Annotated in this window: 15 protein-coding genes and 1 tRNA gene; 15 read left to right on the forward strand and 1 reads right to left on the reverse strand. The window is 66.4% G+C overall.

What is annotated here, in order from left to right; translation table 11 throughout:
* Positions 1 to 15 precede the first annotated feature (15 nt).
* The 10 genes from N1F91_RS28035 to N1F91_RS28080 all read left to right on the forward strand — a co-directional run bounded on the left by N1F91_RS28035 (position 16) and on the right by N1F91_RS28080 (position 8,708).
* Positions 16 to 1,353, forward strand: coding sequence for an NtaA/DmoA family FMN-dependent monooxygenase (locus tag N1F91_RS28035; RefSeq protein WP_289997028.1), 1,338 nt, complete (start codon positions 16 to 18; stop codon positions 1,351 to 1,353).
* 18 nt (positions 1,354 to 1,371) lie between these two features.
* Positions 1,372 to 2,196, forward strand: a complete 825-nt coding sequence (locus N1F91_RS28040) for an ABC transporter permease subunit (RefSeq protein ID WP_289997029.1) — start codon at positions 1,372 to 1,374, stop codon at positions 2,194 to 2,196.
* A 52-nt stretch (positions 2,197 to 2,248) separates the two neighbouring features.
* Positions 2,249 to 3,040 carry an ABC transporter ATP-binding protein gene (locus N1F91_RS28045; RefSeq protein ID WP_289997030.1) on the forward strand — a complete coding sequence of 264 codons (792 nt, stop codon included), beginning with the start codon at positions 2,249 to 2,251 and terminating at the stop codon, positions 3,038 to 3,040.
* 46 nt (positions 3,041 to 3,086) lie between these two features.
* Positions 3,087 to 4,082: an ABC transporter substrate-binding protein gene (locus tag N1F91_RS28050; protein WP_289997031.1), complete on the forward strand. Its 996-nt coding sequence runs from the start codon at positions 3,087 to 3,089 to the stop codon at positions 4,080 to 4,082.
* A gap of 82 nt (positions 4,083 to 4,164) precedes the next feature.
* Complete coding sequence (locus N1F91_RS28055; protein WP_289997032.1) at positions 4,165 to 5,163, forward strand: ABC transporter substrate-binding protein; 999 nt, start codon at positions 4,165 to 4,167, stop codon at positions 5,161 to 5,163.
* Positions 5,164 to 5,193: 30 nt separating this feature from the next.
* Entirely contained in the window at positions 5,194 to 5,499 is a 306-nt protein-coding gene (locus tag N1F91_RS28060) for a hypothetical protein (RefSeq protein WP_289997035.1), read from the forward strand.
* A 49-nt stretch (positions 5,500 to 5,548) separates the two neighbouring features.
* Positions 5,549 to 7,267: an asparaginase domain-containing protein gene (locus N1F91_RS28065; protein WP_289997036.1), complete on the forward strand. Its 1,719-nt coding sequence runs from the start codon at positions 5,549 to 5,551 to the stop codon at positions 7,265 to 7,267.
* A gap of 123 nt (positions 7,268 to 7,390) precedes the next feature.
* Positions 7,391 to 7,696 (forward strand): ETC complex I subunit, encoded by a 306-nt coding sequence (locus N1F91_RS28070; protein ID WP_289997038.1) that lies wholly within the window; start codon positions 7,391 to 7,393, stop codon positions 7,694 to 7,696.
* 41 nt (positions 7,697 to 7,737) lie between these two features.
* Positions 7,738 to 7,814: transfer RNA gene (locus N1F91_RS28075), tRNA-Arg, on the forward strand.
* A 135-nt stretch (positions 7,815 to 7,949) separates the two neighbouring features.
* Positions 7,950 to 8,708, forward strand: a complete 759-nt coding sequence (locus N1F91_RS28080) for a Stf0 family sulfotransferase (RefSeq protein ID WP_289997040.1) — start codon at positions 7,950 to 7,952, stop codon at positions 8,706 to 8,708.
* A gap of 106 nt (positions 8,709 to 8,814) precedes the next feature.
* On the opposite strand, the gene N1F91_RS28085 is transcribed toward N1F91_RS28080, so the two are convergent.
* The gene (locus N1F91_RS28085) at positions 8,815 to 9,990 is read right to left on the reverse strand and encodes a cystathionine beta-lyase (protein WP_289997041.1); all 1,176 of its coding nucleotides are present in this window, start codon (positions 9,988 to 9,990) and stop codon (positions 8,815 to 8,817) included.
* A 381-nt stretch (positions 9,991 to 10,371) separates the two neighbouring features.
* On the opposite strand from N1F91_RS28085, the gene N1F91_RS28090 reads away from it, so the two are divergent.
* The 5 genes from N1F91_RS28090 to N1F91_RS28110 all read left to right on the forward strand — a co-directional run bounded on the left by N1F91_RS28090 (position 10,372) and on the right by N1F91_RS28110 (position 15,549).
* Positions 10,372 to 11,403, forward strand: coding sequence for an amino acid ABC transporter substrate-binding protein (locus N1F91_RS28090; RefSeq protein WP_289997042.1), 1,032 nt, complete (start codon positions 10,372 to 10,374; stop codon positions 11,401 to 11,403).
* Between the two features lie 105 nt (positions 11,404 to 11,508).
* Positions 11,509 to 12,699, forward strand: a complete 1,191-nt coding sequence (locus N1F91_RS28095; RefSeq protein ID WP_289997056.1) for an amino acid ABC transporter permease — start codon at positions 11,509 to 11,511, stop codon at positions 12,697 to 12,699.
* Between the two features lie 6 nt (positions 12,700 to 12,705).
* On the forward strand, positions 12,706 to 13,971 hold the full coding sequence (locus N1F91_RS28100) for an amino acid ABC transporter permease (protein ID WP_289997058.1): 1,266 nt from the start codon (positions 12,706 to 12,708) through the stop codon (positions 13,969 to 13,971).
* A gap of 46 nt (positions 13,972 to 14,017) precedes the next feature.
* Positions 14,018 to 14,818, forward strand: coding sequence for an amino acid ABC transporter ATP-binding protein (locus tag N1F91_RS28105; protein WP_289997059.1), 801 nt, complete (start codon positions 14,018 to 14,020; stop codon positions 14,816 to 14,818).
* Between the two features lie 35 nt (positions 14,819 to 14,853).
* On the forward strand, positions 14,854 to 15,549 hold the full coding sequence (locus N1F91_RS28110; RefSeq protein ID WP_289997063.1) for a TIGR02117 family protein: 696 nt from the start codon (positions 14,854 to 14,856) through the stop codon (positions 15,547 to 15,549).
* The last annotated feature ends 272 nt before the right edge of the window (positions 15,550 to 15,821 follow it).

A 15,821-nucleotide genomic window follows, 5' to 3' on the forward strand; every position in this document is an offset into this window, starting at 1 on the left:
TGACGGATCCCTGCAATGACCACCAAGATGCATATCGGCTACGACCTCTCCTGGATCCAGCTCGAAGGGCGCTGGCGACTGCCCGGCTCCTGGACCAACGCCACCTATCCCGACATGCGCTTCTTCAGGGAACTGGCGCTGATTGCCGAGCGCGGCCTGATGGACTTCATGTTCTGGGGCGACGGCACCGGCATCCCGAGCACCTGGAAAGGCAACCGCGACGACGCCGTGCGCTGGGGCGTCGGCTGGCCGCGCCAGGACATGAGCCCCTACATCGCCGCCCTGTCGCAGATCACCTCGCGCATCGGCTTCGGGCTGACCTACTCCTCGACCTACATGCACCCCTTCTACACGTCGCGGCTCCTGAATTCGCTCGACCACGTCACCGGCGGACGCATCGCCTTCAACGTCGTCGCCTCCTCCAGGAAGGCCGACGCGGCGAATTACGGCTTCGACGAGCTGATGGAGCACGACCAGCGCTACGAGCGCATGGAAGAGTTCGTCGACGTCTGCAAGGCGCTCTGGGCGAGCGTGGCGCCCGACGCCTTCATCCTCGACCGCGAAAGCGGCATCATGGCCGATCCGGAGAAGGTCAAGGCGATCGGTCACCGCGGCAAGTTCTTCAACGTCATGGGTCCGCTCGCCTGCGTGCCCTCGCCGCAGGGCCGGCCGGTGCTCGTCCAGGCCGGCGCCTCGCCGCGCGGCATCCAGGCCTCCGCCTATTTCGCCGACATGGTCTTCGCCGCCAGCCCCGGCAAGGACAAGCAGGTGAAGCACCGCAAGGCGCTCGACGCGGCACTCACCGCCCAGGGCCGCGATCCCTCCGGCGTCGGCATCGTCTGGGACGTGGTGCTGATCGTCGGCGAGACCGACGAGGACGCCAAGCGCCGCCACGAGCAGCTGCTCACCGCCGTGCCGCCGGAGGCCGTCGGCGCGTTCATGTCGCACCAGATCGGCTACGACCTGTCGAAGCTGCCGCAAAACTTCACCATCGCCGAGATCAACGAGCAGATCGTCAAGGCCAACGCATCGCCGGTCGGCTTCCTCAACATGACCACGGGCATCGATCCCGAAAAGACCATCACGAAGGACGAGTTCTACGAGGTCATCAAGCACCACACCGCCGGCTACGACCATGCAATCGTCGGCTCGGCCGAGAAGGTCGCCGACTACCTGGAGGACATCTTCGTGTCCACCGGCGAGCGCGGCGGCTTCATGATCGCCCATCCGCCGGCGGTGCCGCGCGACCTCCTGAACGTCGTCGACTTCCTCATCCCCGAACTGCAGCGCCGCGGCCGTTTCCGCAAGGAATACCGCTACTCGACGCTGCGCGAGAACCTCCTCGACTCCTGACCCGAAAGGACAAGGCTGATGGCTCTGGTCACCGGTTTCGACGCGAATGCCTCCGGCAGGATCGCCTCCCTCGCGGGAGCGATCGCCGGTTCGGAACGGATGCACTATGCCGTGATCTCGTTCCTCTCCGTGGTGTCGCTGGTCGCGCTCTGGCAGTTCGGCTCCATGGCGCTCCCCTCGAGCGTGCTGCCCGGACCCTACCGCGTGGTGTCGGCGCTCGTCGCCAACGTCCTGCAGGGCGACATCTTCACCGACATCGCCATCACGCTCGGGCGCATCGCGGCGGCCTTCGCCATCGCCATGGCCGTCGCGCTCCTGCTCGGCTTCTCCATGGCGCTGTCGCGCACGGCGGGCATCTTCTTCCACGTCTGGATCATCTGCGGCATCACGATCCCCGCCCTCGTGACCATCCTGACGCTCTACATGGTGGTCGGGCTCAACGACACCGCTGCCGTCCTCGGCGCTGCCGCCCCCGTCATACCCGTTCTCGCCATCAACATCCGCGAGGGCGTCAAGGGCATCGACACCCGCCTGATCGGCATGGCGCGCGCCTTCCGGGCGGGCCGGCGCCAGCAGATCGTCTCGGTGATGGCGCCGCAGGTGGCGCCGATGCTGCTGGCCTCCACCCGCTTCGGCATCGGCCTGGTCTGGAAGATGGTTCTCTTCGTGGAGCTGCTCGGGCGCGGCAGCGGCGTCGGCTACAAGATCGAGTTCTTCTACCAGATGTTCAACATGACCGAGGTGCTCGCCTACGCGCTGAGCTTCGTCTTCGTCATGCTGTTCATCGAGGTGGCGATCCTGGGCACCATCGAGCGCCGCATCTTCCGCTGGAAGCGGAATTGAGAGCGGCGCCATGACCTACCCCTTCCGTCCCCCCGCTCCGGTACAGGCCGCCATGTCACAGATCTCCCTGACCGACATTCACAAGCAGTTCCCCGGCCGTGGCGGCAAGGGCGGCTGGAAGGCGCTCGACGGCGTCTCCTTCGAGATCGCGACGGGCGAGATCGTCGGCCTGCTCGGGCCGTCGGGATGCGGCAAGTCGACCCTGCTCAACATCGTCGCCGGTCTCGACGACACCTACGAGGGAACGGTCGCCATCCAGGGCAAGCCGCTCGCGGAGCAGATCGGCCAGGGCTTCCGCGTCGCCTATGTCTTCCAGGAGGCGCGGCTGATGCCCTGGCGGACGCTGCGCGAGAACATCGAGTTCGTGCTCCAGGCGGCCGATTTCCCGCGCACCGAATGGGCCGGGCGCATCGACAGGGTGCTCGGCCTCGTCGAACTGGCCAAGTTCGCCGACTTCTTCCCGCTCCAGCTTTCCGGCGGCATGCAGCAGCGCGCCTCGATCGCCCGGGCCTTCGCCATCGAGCCGGACATCCTCCTGATGGACGAGCCGTTCAGCGCGCTCGACGAACTCACCGCGCGACGGCTGCGCCAGAGCCTGCTGACGATCTGGTCGGCCTTCCGCACCACCATCCTCTTCGTCAGCCACAACGCCTTCGAGTCCACCTTCCTCGGCGACCGCGTGCTGGTGATGAGCCCGGGCCCCGGCGGGCGTATCCGGGAAGAGATCAACCTCCGCCACATCCAGCGGCCCCGCGACTACGAGGACACCGCGCTCTTCGTCGAGAGCAAGCGCGTCGTCGAATGCCTGCAGCGGCACATGGGAAATCGACCCGAGCATTCCTGAGGATGCCCGGCAGGACCGTCATCGAACATCAACACGGAGCACTCGCATGATCCTTACGCGCAGACTGGCAATGGCGGCCGTGCTTTTCGCCGGCGCACTCTTCACCACCGGCGCCTCCGCCGAAGCCCCGATGGGCGATGGCGGAACCATCCGGCTCATGTCCAACCCCGTAGGCACCCAGTCCTATCCGCCCTACGTCATCGACAAGTTCAAGCTCGACGAGAAATACGGCTTCAAGCTCGAGGTGATCCCTTTCACCAACCCGCAGGCCGCGGTCGCCGCGCTGCAGAGCGCCAGCATCGAGGCCGTGGTGCAGGACTGGATCTCGGTCGCGCGGCTGCGCAACCAGAACATTCCGGTCATCGGCGTCGCGCCGTTCCTGGCCTACGTCAACACCGTGCTCCTGCCGCCGGACTCGACCGTCACGACGCTCGCCGACCTGAAAGGCAAGCGCCTCGGCACATACACCAAGACCGGCTTCGACTGGATCATCCTGCAGGCCGTGGCCAAGCAGCAATACGGCTTCGACCTCGCCAAGGAGGTCACGATCCAGGAGGGCGCGCCGTCGCTGCTGCGTGGCTCGATGGAGCAGGGCCAGCTCGACGCCACGCTGATGTACAATTCGCTGACCCCCGACATGATCCTGTCGGGCAAGGCGAAGCTCCTGATGACGATCCACGACGTCGTCGCCGAGCTCGGCCTCGCCGAGGCGCCCTTCCTGATGTACGCCATGCGCGAGGACTACGCGAAGGCGAACCCGGCCAACGCCAAGGCCTTCGTGGCGGCCTACCAGGAGGCCATCGACATCCTGCTGTCCGATCCCGTGGTCTGGAAGGAGCAGGGGCAGAACATGAAGCTCGCCCCCGAGGCGACCGAGATGTTCCGCGAGAACGCCAGCAAGGAATTCATCAAGGCCTTCACGCCCGCCATGGCCGGCGTGCTCGACCAGACCTTCAAGGTCCTTCTGGAAACCGCCGGACCCGAGACAATGGGCATGACCGCAATGCCCGACGCCGTCTTCACCCTCGACTACCAGCCCTGATTTCCGGCCGGGCGCGCCGCTGGCGCGCCCGGCTTTTCCGTCTCTTCGCGCTCTGCGCTCAAAGATCACAGGATCGCCCGCCATGTTCCACTTCGCACGCGCTGCGGCATCCGCCGCCATCGCCCTCGGCCTCCTCGCCGCGACCCCCGGCGCCCGCGCAGCCGAGCCCATCGGCGACGGCGGCGTCATTCGGATGATGGCGAGCCCCTACGGTTCGCAGTCCTTCATCCCCTTCGTCATCGACAAGTTCGATCTCGACACGAAATATGGCTTCGAGCTCGAGCGGATCGTCTTTTCCGACAGCAAGGCGGCCGCAGCGGCCGTGCAGTCGGGCAGCGCCGAGATCGCGCTCTTCGACTGGAACTCCCTCGCGCTGATGCGCAATGGCGGCATCGACGTGATCGGCATCGCGCCTTTCATCACCTATGTGAGCACGATCGTCGTCCCGGAGACTTCGCCGATCAACGGCGTCGGCGATCTCAAGGGCACGAAGTTCGGCATCTTCTCGCGTCAGAGCACCGACTGGATTCTCGTCGATACGCTGGCGCGCAAGAAATACGAACTCGACCTCGCCAGGGATGCGCAGCTCGTCGAGGCGGCGCCGCCGCTCCTGCGCGGCTCGCTCGAACAGGGCGCCATCGACGCGACCATCATGTTCTCGTCCATCGCGCCCGACATGCTCGCCACGGGCAAGTTCCGCAACGCCTTCGCCATCCGCGACGTCGCCGAGGAGCTCGGCCTGCCGCTGGCGCCCTACCTGATGATCGGCACCACCGAGCGCTACGCTGCCGAGAAGCCGCAGAACGTGAAGGCCTTCGTCGCCGCCTACCAGGAGGTCTACGACATTCTGATGAAGGACGACGGCGTCTGGCAGGAGCAGGGCACCAACATGAAGCTCTCGCCCGAAGCAATCGTCTTCTACCGCGACCAGATGCGCCGCGACATGCTCCGCTCCTTCATGGAGGGCGACGAGGCGACGCTGAACAAGACCTTCGACCTGCTTCTGGAGACGGCGGGAGCCAAGGCGCTCGGCATGGAAAAGATGCCCGAGACGATCCTGAGCCTCGGGTTCCAGCAGTAGCGGCGCAGTCGGGAAGGGCAGGTAACCGCCATGATCGTCGAGACCACCAACTACTTTGCCAAGCCGGGCCTCGCCGACGCGGTCCTGGAACGGCGACGCGAGGGTTCGCGGCTGCGCCGCGCGCTCGGCCTCGCCGAAGGCTGCATCCTGGTCAACCGGGGCGGTGCCGGCCCCGACGTCCGGTGGGAGTGCAGCTTCGTCGACGAGGCCGCCTTCGCCGCCGACCTCGCCGCCCGCGACGCCAGCCCCGAATTCGGCCGCCAGCGCGCCGAGATGGGGGCTCTCACCGATCGTTTCGAACGGCACGTCTTCACCGTCGACGACACCGAACTCTGAACACGGCGCGGCGCGATCCATCGCCGCCATAGCAGCAAGGACGAGCATCATGGCCGCCACCACCAAGGGCACGGGCAAGAAGATCAGGATCGCGCATCTGGCGGGTCCCAATGCCACCATCCAGAACACGCCGCCGCTCGTGACCTCCAACAAGGCGCGCGCCGCGCACGGCCTGCCGCTGCTCACCGACGTCGAAGGGAAGCCGTCGCGCTTCGACCCGCTGCGGCCGCAGAAGCTTGCCGCCCCCGTCACGGTCTATGTCGAGCAGTTTTCGGCCCACCCGCTGGAGAAGGACGTGGCCGAACTCTACGCTCCGGCCGACGGCTATCTCGACGCCGCGGGCAACTTCTCGACCGAGAAGGCGTCGCCCGACGACAAGCCGGTCTACAGGATCGAGATCGGTCCGGAGGACGGTTACTACCCGCTGCCCTACATGGCCCGCCAGGCCGACGGCTCGCCCTGGGAGACCGACGGAACGTCGATGCGGGCGGATCGCGCCCATTCGCGACAGCCCTTCCTGCCCGACGGTTCGCGCACCTTCGCGGAGGTCGACCGTCTCGGCGTCGACGGCATGGGCCACGGCAACACGATCTCGAATGTCGCCGACGTCGACTTCTTCCGCCTCGCGCCGTCTGCCGGCTACACCAAGGGCCTGCCGGCTGCCGAGCGCACCGACAGCGGCGAGGGCGACATCGCGCCCGAAGTCGCCGGCGCGAACTTCTTCCCCTACCGCCCCGCGCATCTCAACCAGTCGCCGCCGCGCAAGACGCTCGCGCGCATCACCAACATGGCGCAGGCGATCCTGTCGTCCGGCGACTACGACGGCGCGATCTGGACGCAGGGCAGCCCGCGCGTCGAGGAGACGGTCTACTGGTTCAACCTCGCCCTCGACGTCACCATGCCGGTCGTCGGCAACGCCTCGCAGCGCTACCACGGCCAGATCAGCAATGACGGGCCGAAGAACCTCGCCGATTCCGTCGACTGGCTGTCCTCGAAGGTCTGGGCCGACGAGGCCGGCCGCAACCGCGCCGGCGTGGTGATGGTGCAGGACCAGCGCGTCTTCGCCGCCCGCGAGGTGACCAAGGTCGACGCGCGGCCGGGCGGTTACGCGGTCGCCGGCGGCCATGGCGGCCTGCTCGGGGCGGGCGGCGGCGGCACCGGCTCGGTGCTGCGCTACGTGCCGGCGACGAAACACACCTGGCAGTCGGAGGTGAACGTCTCGAAGCTGCCGTCCGCCGTCACCGGCATCCGCCTCGGCGACGACGGCATCGAGACGGTCGAGGTGGCGGTGAAGGACGCCGCGGGCGACATCCTCGAGACCGCGATCCCGAAGGTCTCCATCGTCAAGGATGCGAGCTACATCGAGGACGACTGGGAGAGCGATCCCTCCCAGGAGGTCGATACCATCGCCTTCATGGACTACAAGCTCAAGCACGCGCCGCTGTCGGGCTTCGTGCTCGAAGGGCTGAACCCCTACGGCAAGGCGGCCGCCACCTCGAAGTCGCGCATCCTGCTCAAGGCGGTCTTCAGCGGCTTCCCGGTGGTCAATGTCGGGCGCGGCACGACCGAGGGCTTCGCCATCCGCGGCGGCCCGTTCATCGCCGGCTCGAACCTGACGTCGGTGAAGGCGCGCATCCTGCTGATGCTCTGCATCATGAAGTTCGGCATGCTGCCGCCGGCGAAGGACCCGCTGAAGCCGACGCCGCAGGAGATGGCGGCGACCGAGGCGAAGCTCGCGCTCTACCAGGAGATCTTCGACACGCACTGACCGGAGATCCACCGTGCCGATCGGGACCCGCGGCGGCTGAAATCGCCGCGGATCCGGCTTTGCGGTTGCCTTTTGCCGTCCGGCGGGTTTAGAGGACGCCACGATCTTTCGGAAGGAACCGACATGTCAGCCCGCATCTACAGCCCCGCCAAGACCGCCATGCAGTCCGGCAAGGCCAAGACCGGCCGCTGGCTCTTGGAGTTCGATCCCGAGGCGCCGAAGAAGATCGACCCGCTGATGGGCTACACCACGTCCGGCGACATGAAGAGCCAGATCCGCATCGTCTTCGACACCCGCGAGGAGGCTGTCGCCTACGCCACCAAGCACGGCATCCCGTTCCGCGTCCAGGAGCCGAAGGAAGCCAAGCGGCGGCAGATTTCCTATTCCGACAATTTCCGCTATGACCGCAAGGTGCCGTGGACGCACTGAGCGTCCCGGCAGCAAAGACCCGGCCCCCGTGCCGGCGGGACGGTCCCGTAGCTCAGATGGATAGAGCACCGGCCTTCTAAGCCGATGGTCGCAGGTTCGAGTCCTGCCGGGATCGCCACTAGCCGAGGTCAAGCGGGGTTCGGTCGGGCAACGCCGACCCATGTCTCGGCAGTCCGTCAGTCATGCGCTCGCGCCGTCGATGCACGCGGATGACGGCAGGAACGCCGCAGGGTGAGGACGGCGGATAGACATCATGAAAGGCGTTGCGATCCTGACGGCGGGACGGAGCGGGTCGAACTGGCTCGGAAGCCTCGCAAACAGCACCCATTGCCTCGGCCGTTCTGACGAATGGCTCGATCCCCTGAAGCTCGGCTCAGACCCGCGGGATATCGACGCGCTGTTCCAGGCGATCCTTGCCACCGCGAGCAGCGCGAACGGCCGCTTCGCTTTGAAGATCTTCCCGCCGCACCTGATGCGGGTCCAGCGCCAGTATGGCGTGGACTTCATCACGGAATGCCGAAGCCGGCATCACCTCGGGCTCGTGCTTCTCAAGCGACGGGATCGGCTCCGTCAGGCGATCTCGCTCGTCCGCAGCGTCCAGACGAACAAGTGGACCAGCGCGGAATCCGCCATCGGCGCGGAGGCGTATGACTATGCGGCGATCTGCGAGGCCTACGTCAAGACGGAGCGGTACTACTCCTTCTGGTCCGCCTATCTCGACCTGTTCGAGCTCGATCACGACCTGCTCTACTACGAGGATCTCGTCGACGATCCCGCGCCCTATCTCGACGCGCTTTCGAAGCACCTGGAGGTGCGGATCGACGACGTGCCGGTGTCGGCACTGAAAGTCCAGCGTGACGATCTTACCGAGGAATGGCTCGCGCGGTTCAGGCTCGATCTCGCGAGAGTAGGCTTCCTGTCGCAGCTCCCGAAAGGCGCCACGCCGCGAACGGTCAGGAATCTCGCCCTGTTCCTGCAAAGGAAGCCGATGAAAGGCCATTGGTTCGACTGAGTGCCGCGCGACGGGACGGTGCATCGGCCCGGCCCGCCGCCCTTCCGGTGAAGGGACGCTCGCGCCCGTCCCTTCGTCCGTCCGTCGATGCCTGCGCCCTCCGGCCTCAGCCGTCCACCCCTGCCGCTGCCGCCAGCGCCCGCGTCAGGTCGGCCTGGATGTCGTCCACGTCCTCCAGCCCGATCTGGAGCCGCAGCACCGGGCCCTCGTAGTCGCCCTTCGCCACGGTTCGGTCGCCGAGCCACACGTGGACGGCGAGGCACTCGTAGCCGCCCCAGGAATAGCCGAGGCCGAAGATCGTCAGCGCGTCGAGGAAGGCGTGCGCCTTCTTCGTGCCGCCGCCGTCGAGCACGACCGAGAAGATGCCCGACGAACCGGTGAAGTCGCGCTTCCAGATCGCGTGGCCCGCGTGGCTCTCGAGTGCCGGATGCAGCACCTGCGAAACGCCTGGCTGGGTCTCCAGCCAGCGCGCGACGGCAAGCGCGCTCTTCTGGTGCCGGTCGAGCCGCACGCCCATCGTGCGCAGCCCGCGCAGCACTTGGTAGACGTCGTCGGGTGCTGCACAGCAGCCAAGGGTCAGGAAGGTCTCGTGCAGCCGCTCCCAGCAGGCCGCATTGGCCGAGACGGTGCCGAGCAGCACGTCGGAATGGCCGGCCGGGTACTTCGTCGCGGCGTGGATGGAGATATCGACGCCATGGTCGAGCGGGCGGAAATAGAGCGGCGTCGCCCAGGTGTTGTCCATCATCACCACCGCGCCGCCGGCATGCGCGGCCGCCGCTATCGCCGGGATGTCCTGCATCTCGAACGTGTTGGAGCCCGGGGCCTCGGTGAACACGACCCTGGTGTTCGGCTTCATCAGCGCCGCGATGCCCGCGCCGACATGCGGATCGTAATAGGTGACCTCGACGCCGAGCCGCTTCAGCATCGTGTCGGAAAAGCGCCGCGTCGGATTGTAGACCGAATCGACGATCAGCGCGTGGTCGCCGGACGACAGGAAGGCGAGCAGCGGCACGGTGACGGCGGCCAGCCCGGACGGCACCAGGATCGTGCCCGCCGATCCCTCCAGCTCGTCGATCGCCGCGCACAGCGCGTCGGTCGTCGGCGTGCCGCGGGTGCCGTAGGTGTATTTCTGGTTCCGCGCGGCCATGGTCGCGGCGTCGGGAAACAGCACGGTGGAGGCGTGCACGACCGGCGGGTTGACGAAGCCGTGGTACTCGCGCGGATCGTTGCCCATGTGCGCCAGCCGCGTGTTGACGCCTCTCTTCTCGTCTCCGTTCGACACGTCCGGCCTCTCCGTCAACAGCGATTGCGATCGTCGAGCCATAGGACGGGGCGGCGCGGCACGCAACATCTCGCCAAGGGGCGTTCCGGCGCCGCCCAAGCCGGCGGCACGCGCACCTCGCAACTGCCGAAATCCGCGCCACACGTCCCGTCTGACGCGATTTCGAACTGCAAATGCGTGTGAAACGCCGTGAAACGCTGGCCCAATCATCCATTCGCCCTTGACCAATCGGTCATAATCGCCTTCGATGCTCGCGTGACGGGAGATGCAGGTAAGCGTGCCGGGACGGTGCGCGACAGCCGGAGGGTTTGGCGCCTGCAACAACTCCCGCGAGGGTAATGAAAATCCGGGATTCACCGGAGAAGAAAAGGGTTTCAGGTTATGAAAACGACGATCTTGACGGGCGTACTCGGCGCTGCCGCACTCGGCCTCGCTGCTTCCGCCGCATCGGCCGCCACGCTCGACGACGTGAAGGCCAAGGGCTTCCTCCAGTGCGGCGTCAACACCGGCCTCGCCGGCTTCGCCTCCCCCGACAATGCCGGCAACTGGGCCGGCTTCGACGTCGACATCTGCAAGGCGGTCGCCGCGGCGATTTTCGGCGACGCGACCAAGGTGAAGTACTCCCCCACCACCGCCAAGGAGCGCTTCACCGCGCTGCAGTCCGGCGAAATCGACCTCCTGTCGCGCAACACCACGTGGACGCTCAGCCGCGACACCTCGCTCGGCTTCAACTTCGCCGGCGTGAACTACTATGACGGCCAGGGCTTCATGATCAACGCCAAGAACCTGCCGGGCGTCAACTCCGCCCTCCAGCTCTCCGGCGCCTCGGTCTGCGTGCAGACCGGCACCACCACCGAGCTCAACCTCGCCGACTACTTCCGTGCCAACAACATGGAGTACAACCCGGTCGTCTTCGAGAAGCTCGAAGAGGTCAACGCCGCCTATGATTCGGGCCGTTGCGACGTCTACACCACCGACCAGTCGGGCCTCTACTCGATCCGCCTGACGCTGGCGGCGCCGGACGATCACGTCGTCCTGCCCGAGATCATCTCGAAGGAGCCGCTCGGACCCGCCGTCCGCCAGGGCGACGACCAGTGGTTCGACATCGTCAAGTGGACGCTGAACGCCATGATCACGGCCGAGGAGCTCGGCATCACCTCGGAAAACGTCGAGGAGATGAAGGGCTCGTCCAACCCCGAGATCAAGCGCGTGCTCGGCCAGGAAGCCGATTCCAAGCTCGGCGCGTCGCTCGGCCTCTCCGAGGACTGGGTCGTCAACGTCATCAAGGCCGTCGGCAACTACGGCGAGAGCTTCGAGCGCAACATCGGCACCGGTTCGCCGCTGAAGATCGCCCGCGGCCTGAACCAGCTCTGGACCAAGGGCGGGCTGATGTACGCCCCGCCGATCCGCTAAGCGCAAGTCAACGGAACCGGGGGGCGCCCGCCGCCCCCCGGACCCTTCTCGACCGGAACCCGGGGGCGGCTCATCGCCAGCCGGATACTTCCCGAAAGGTACCCGATGGCTTCCCAGGAAACGCTGCGCGACGACAGTGCATCCCGTTCGTCGATCCTCTACGACCCCAAGATCCGCAGCATCGTCTTCCAGATCCTCGTCTTCGTCGCGCTGGTGCTGGCGGTCGGCTGGATCGTCAACAACACCATCGAAAATCTGCGCCGCGCCAACATCTCGTCGGGATACGACTTCCTCGACAGCCGGGCCGGGTTCGACATCGCCGTCGCGCTGATTCCCTTCAGTTCGGATTCGACCTTCGGGCAGGCCCTCGTCGTCGGCTTCCTGAACACGCTGATGGTCGCGGCCGTCGGCATCGTCACCGCCACGATCGTCGGCTTCCTGATCGGCGTCGGGCGGCTGTCGAAGAACTGGCTGATCTCCAGGATCTGCACGGTCTATGTCGAGGTCTTCCGCAACATCCCGCCGCTGCTCGTCATCTTCTTCTGGTACCTCGGCGTCCTGTCGGTGCTGCCGCTGCCGCGCGACTCGATCGAGCTGCCCTTCTACAGCTACCTGAACAGCCGCGGCTTCTTCTTCCCCCGCGCGATCTGGGCCGACGGCGCCTGGCTCATCGCGGTGGCGCTCGTCGTCGGCATCGCCATGTCCTGGTTCGTCGCCAGACAGGCCCGCGCGCGCCAGATGGCGACGGGGCAGACCTTCCCGGTGCTGTGGACCTCGATCGGGCTGATCGTCGGCCTGCCGGTGATCGCCTTCTTCGCCATGGGCGCGCCGCTCTCCTTCGACTATCCCGTGCTCGGCACCTTCAACCTCAACGGCGGCTGGACGGTGAAGCCGGAGTTCCTCGCGCTCTACCTGGCGCTGTCCTTCTACACCGCCTCCTTCATCGCCGAAATCGTGCGCGCCGGCATCCTCGGCGTCTCGCACGGCCAGTCGGAGGCGAGCTACGCGCTTGGCCTGCGGGCCGGCCAGACGCTGCGGCTGGTCGTCGTGCCGCAGGCCATGCGCATCGTCATCCCGCCGCTGACGAGCCAGTATCTGAACCTGACCAAGAACTCCTCGCTGGCGGTCGCGATCGGCTATCCCGACCTCGTTGCCATCGGCGGCACGATCCTCAACCAGACCGGCCAGTCCATCGAGGTCGTCGCCATCTGGATGGTGGTCTATCTCGGCCTCAGCCTGACCACCTCGGTGTTCATGAACTGGTTCAATTCCCGCATGGCGCTGGTGGAGCGGTAGTCCGACATGCAAGAGCACGACATCTCCTTCGTCCGCGCCGAAATGCTGGCCAATGCGCCGCCGCCGGCGAGCGAGCGCGGCATCGTCCGCTGGCTGCGCATCAACATGCTGGCGACGCCGGCCGACATCGTCCTGACGCTCGTCGGCCTGCTGGTCGTGCTGCTGATCGTGCCGCCCTTCCTGAACTGGGCGCTGTTCAGCGCGGTCTGGACCGGACCGGACCGCTCCGTCTGCGCCACGCTCGCCCAGGGCGGCATCCAACCGGAAGGCTGGTCGGGCGCCTGCTGGGCCTTCGTCGGCGCGAAGTTCGAGCAGTTCATGTTCGGCCGCTACCCGATCGACGAACGCTGGCGCGTGATGCTCGTGGCGGGGCTGTTCGTGGCGCTGCTGACGCCGCTGCTGATCCCGAAGGTTCCGCGCAAGGGCCTGAACGCGATCGTCTTTTTCGGCGTGTTCCCGATCGCCTCCTTCTTTCTTCTGGTCGGCGGAATAGATATAGAGATGTTTCCGTATCAGGAAACAGCGTCCGAGCAGCAGGTCACCAATGGCGTAGTCGAATCGCTCATCCAAGATCTTCCCAAAACTGCTTACTATTTTGATGTAGAATTGCCCTATGTCGAGACCTCGCTGTGGGGCGGCCTGCTGGTCACGCTGGTCCTGTCCTTCGTCGGCATCTCCGTTTCGCTGCCGCTCGGCATCATCCTGGCGCTCGGCCGCCGCTCCAAGATGCCGGTCGTCAAGATGCTCTGCGTCATCTTCATCGAGGCCGTGCGCGGCGTGCCGCTGGTCACCGTGCTGTTCATGGCCAGCGTCATGTTCCCGCTGTTCCTGCCGGCCGGCGTCAACTTCGACAAGTTCCTGCGCGCGCTCGTCGGCGTGTCGCTCTTCGCCTCCGCCTACATGGCCGAGGTGATCCGCGGCGGTCTGCAGGCGATCCCGAAGGGCCAGTACGAGGGTGCCGATTCGCTCGGCCTCGGCTACTGGCAGAAGATGAACCTCATCGTCCTGCCGCAGGCGCTGAAGCTCGTCATCCCCGGCATCGTCAACACCTTCATCGGCCTGTTCAAGGACACGAGCCTGGTCTCCATCATCGGCATGTTCGACCTGCTCGGCATCGTCCGCCAGAACTTCTCGGACGCCGCCTGGGCCTCGCCGCAGACGCCGATGTCGGGGCTCGTCTTCGCCGGGTTCGTCTTCTGGATCTTCTGCTTCGGCATGTCGCGCTATTCCATCTTCATGGAGCGACGGCTGGATACCGGGCACAAGCGATAGGCTACCCGCAAAGAGATGGCCGTCGCAGACAACAAGGGGAACCCACATGGCTGAAAACATCGCCGCCGCCGAGGACATCGCGATCGACCGATCCAAGATGCAGGTTTCCGACACCGACGTCGCGGTCGAGATCGTCGGCATGCACAAGTGGTACGGCGACTTCCACGTCCTGAAGGACATCAACCTGAAGGTGATGCGCGGCGAGCGCATCGTCATTGCCGGCCCGTCGGGCTCGGGCAAGTCGACGATGATCCGCTGCATCAACCGGCTGGAGGAGCACCAGAAGGGCCAGATCGTCGTCGACGGCATCGAACTCACCAACGACCTGAAGAAGATCGACGAGGTGCGCCGCGAGGTCGGAATGGTGTTCCAGCACTTCAACCTCTTCCCGCACCTGACCATCCTGGAGAACTGCACGCTCGCCCCGATCTGGGTGCGCAAGATGCCCAAGAAGCAGGCCGAGGAGGTGGCGATGCACTTCCTCAAGCGCGTCAAGATTCCCGAGCAGGCCAACAAATATCCGGGCCAGCTCTCGGGCGGCCAGCAGCAGCGCGTGGCGATCGCCCGCTCGCTGTGCATGAACCCGCGCATCATGCTGTTCGACGAGCCGACCTCGGCGCTCGATCCCGAGATGATCAAGGAAGTGCTGGAGACCATGGTTGGGCTCGCCGAGGAGGGCATGACCATGCTCTGCGTCACCCACGAGATGGGCTTCGCCCGCCAGGTCGCCAATCGCGTCATCTTCATGGACCAGGGCCAGATCGTCGAGCAGAACAAGCCCGACGAGTTCTTCGACAATCCGCAGCACGAGCGCACAAAGCTGTTCCTGAGCCAGATCCTGCACTGAGCAGAGGCACCGGTCGCCGGAACGGGGGACGCATGATGCGCCGGCTGCTGCGCGGCGTCCTGCTGGTCGTCGCGGTCGTGCTGGTCGCGGTGGCGGCGGGGATCCTCGTTCCCCGTCCGCTCCTGTCCTCGCCGCAGGCCGGCGAGGCGACGGGCGAGGCGACGGGCGAGTCCGGCGCGCCGCGCCGCACCGTGCTCCTCCTCTCGAACCCGATCCACACCGACATCGCGATCCCCAACGATCCCGACGTTCTCGTCCGCTTCGCCGCGCTCGCATCCGACGGCCTGCCGCTCGGCGATCCGGCCGCGCGCTGGCTGGTGGTCGGCTGGGGCGGGCGGTCCTTCTATGTCGAGACGCCGACCTGGGCCGACCTGAAGCCGATGCCGGTGCTGCGCGCCTTCACGCTCGACCGCTCGGTGATGCACGTCGCGGTCGCCGGCGACATCCCGCTCATGCATCCCGCCGTGACGGTGCTCGATCTCGACGCCAAGGCCTTCGCGGCGCTGCTCGACCACATGGAAGGCAGCTTCGTGATGGATGCCGACGGTTTCCGACTCGCCGCGCCCGGCTATGGCGACCACGACCGCTTCTACGAGGCGCATGGCTGGTTCAACGCGCTGGCCGGCTGCAATGTCTGGACGGCCGCCGCCCTGCGCGCCGCCGGAATCCGCACCGGGCTCTGGACCCCGCTGCCGGTCTTCCTCGCATGGTCGCTCGCGCTGCATCGCTAGACCGCCTCGACTGCCGGCTCATGGCGCGTGGTGCCGCGACGGAAATACGGGGACAGTCTACCGAATTCGGACGCCTGTCGCGGCTGTCCCGACGGGCGCGGCCCCGAAATCGGTAAACTGTCCCCGCATTTTCGCCAGCGCCAGTGGGCCGGGAGGCGGCTCTGCCGCCCGGCCAGTCGGACCCGGAATGGGATTGGTACGGCTGAGCGTTCACGTCAGGACGTGTCGTGATACGGCGGCAGGCCGGACATGGCGCCGCCAGCCATGGCAAG

Source organism: Aquibium sp. ELW1220 (genome assembly GCF_030398385.1).
Lineage (GTDB): Bacteria > Pseudomonadota > Alphaproteobacteria > Rhizobiales > Rhizobiaceae > Aquibium.

Bases quoted from the DNA above. Each gene is read 5' to 3' on its own strand.
- N1F91_RS28035 (WP_289997028.1), top strand. From the start codon at position 16: ATGACCACCAAGATGCATATCGGCTACGACCTCTCCTGGATCCAGCTC.
- N1F91_RS28040 (WP_289997029.1), top strand. From the start codon at position 1,372: ATGGCTCTGGTCACCGGTTTCGACGCGAATGCCTCCGGCAGGATCGCC.
- N1F91_RS28045 (WP_289997030.1), top strand. From the start codon at position 2,249: ATGTCACAGATCTCCCTGACCGACATTCACAAGCAGTTCCCCGGCCGT.
- N1F91_RS28050 (WP_289997031.1), top strand. From the start codon at position 3,087: ATGATCCTTACGCGCAGACTGGCAATGGCGGCCGTGCTTTTCGCCGGC.
- N1F91_RS28055 (WP_289997032.1), top strand. From the start codon at position 4,165: ATGTTCCACTTCGCACGCGCTGCGGCATCCGCCGCCATCGCCCTCGGC.
- N1F91_RS28060 (WP_289997035.1), top strand. From the start codon at position 5,194: ATGATCGTCGAGACCACCAACTACTTTGCCAAGCCGGGCCTCGCCGAC.
- N1F91_RS28065 (WP_289997036.1), top strand. From the start codon at position 5,549: ATGGCCGCCACCACCAAGGGCACGGGCAAGAAGATCAGGATCGCGCAT.
- N1F91_RS28070 (WP_289997038.1), top strand. From the start codon at position 7,391: ATGTCAGCCCGCATCTACAGCCCCGCCAAGACCGCCATGCAGTCCGGC.
- N1F91_RS28080 (WP_289997040.1), top strand. From the start codon at position 7,950: ATGAAAGGCGTTGCGATCCTGACGGCGGGACGGAGCGGGTCGAACTGG.
- N1F91_RS28090 (WP_289997042.1), top strand. From the start codon at position 10,372: ATGAAAACGACGATCTTGACGGGCGTACTCGGCGCTGCCGCACTCGGC.
- N1F91_RS28095 (WP_289997056.1), top strand. From the start codon at position 11,509: ATGGCTTCCCAGGAAACGCTGCGCGACGACAGTGCATCCCGTTCGTCG.
- N1F91_RS28100 (WP_289997058.1), top strand. From the start codon at position 12,706: ATGCAAGAGCACGACATCTCCTTCGTCCGCGCCGAAATGCTGGCCAAT.
- N1F91_RS28105 (WP_289997059.1), top strand. From the start codon at position 14,018: ATGGCTGAAAACATCGCCGCCGCCGAGGACATCGCGATCGACCGATCC.
- N1F91_RS28110 (WP_289997063.1), top strand. From the start codon at position 14,854: ATGCGCCGGCTGCTGCGCGGCGTCCTGCTGGTCGTCGCGGTCGTGCTG.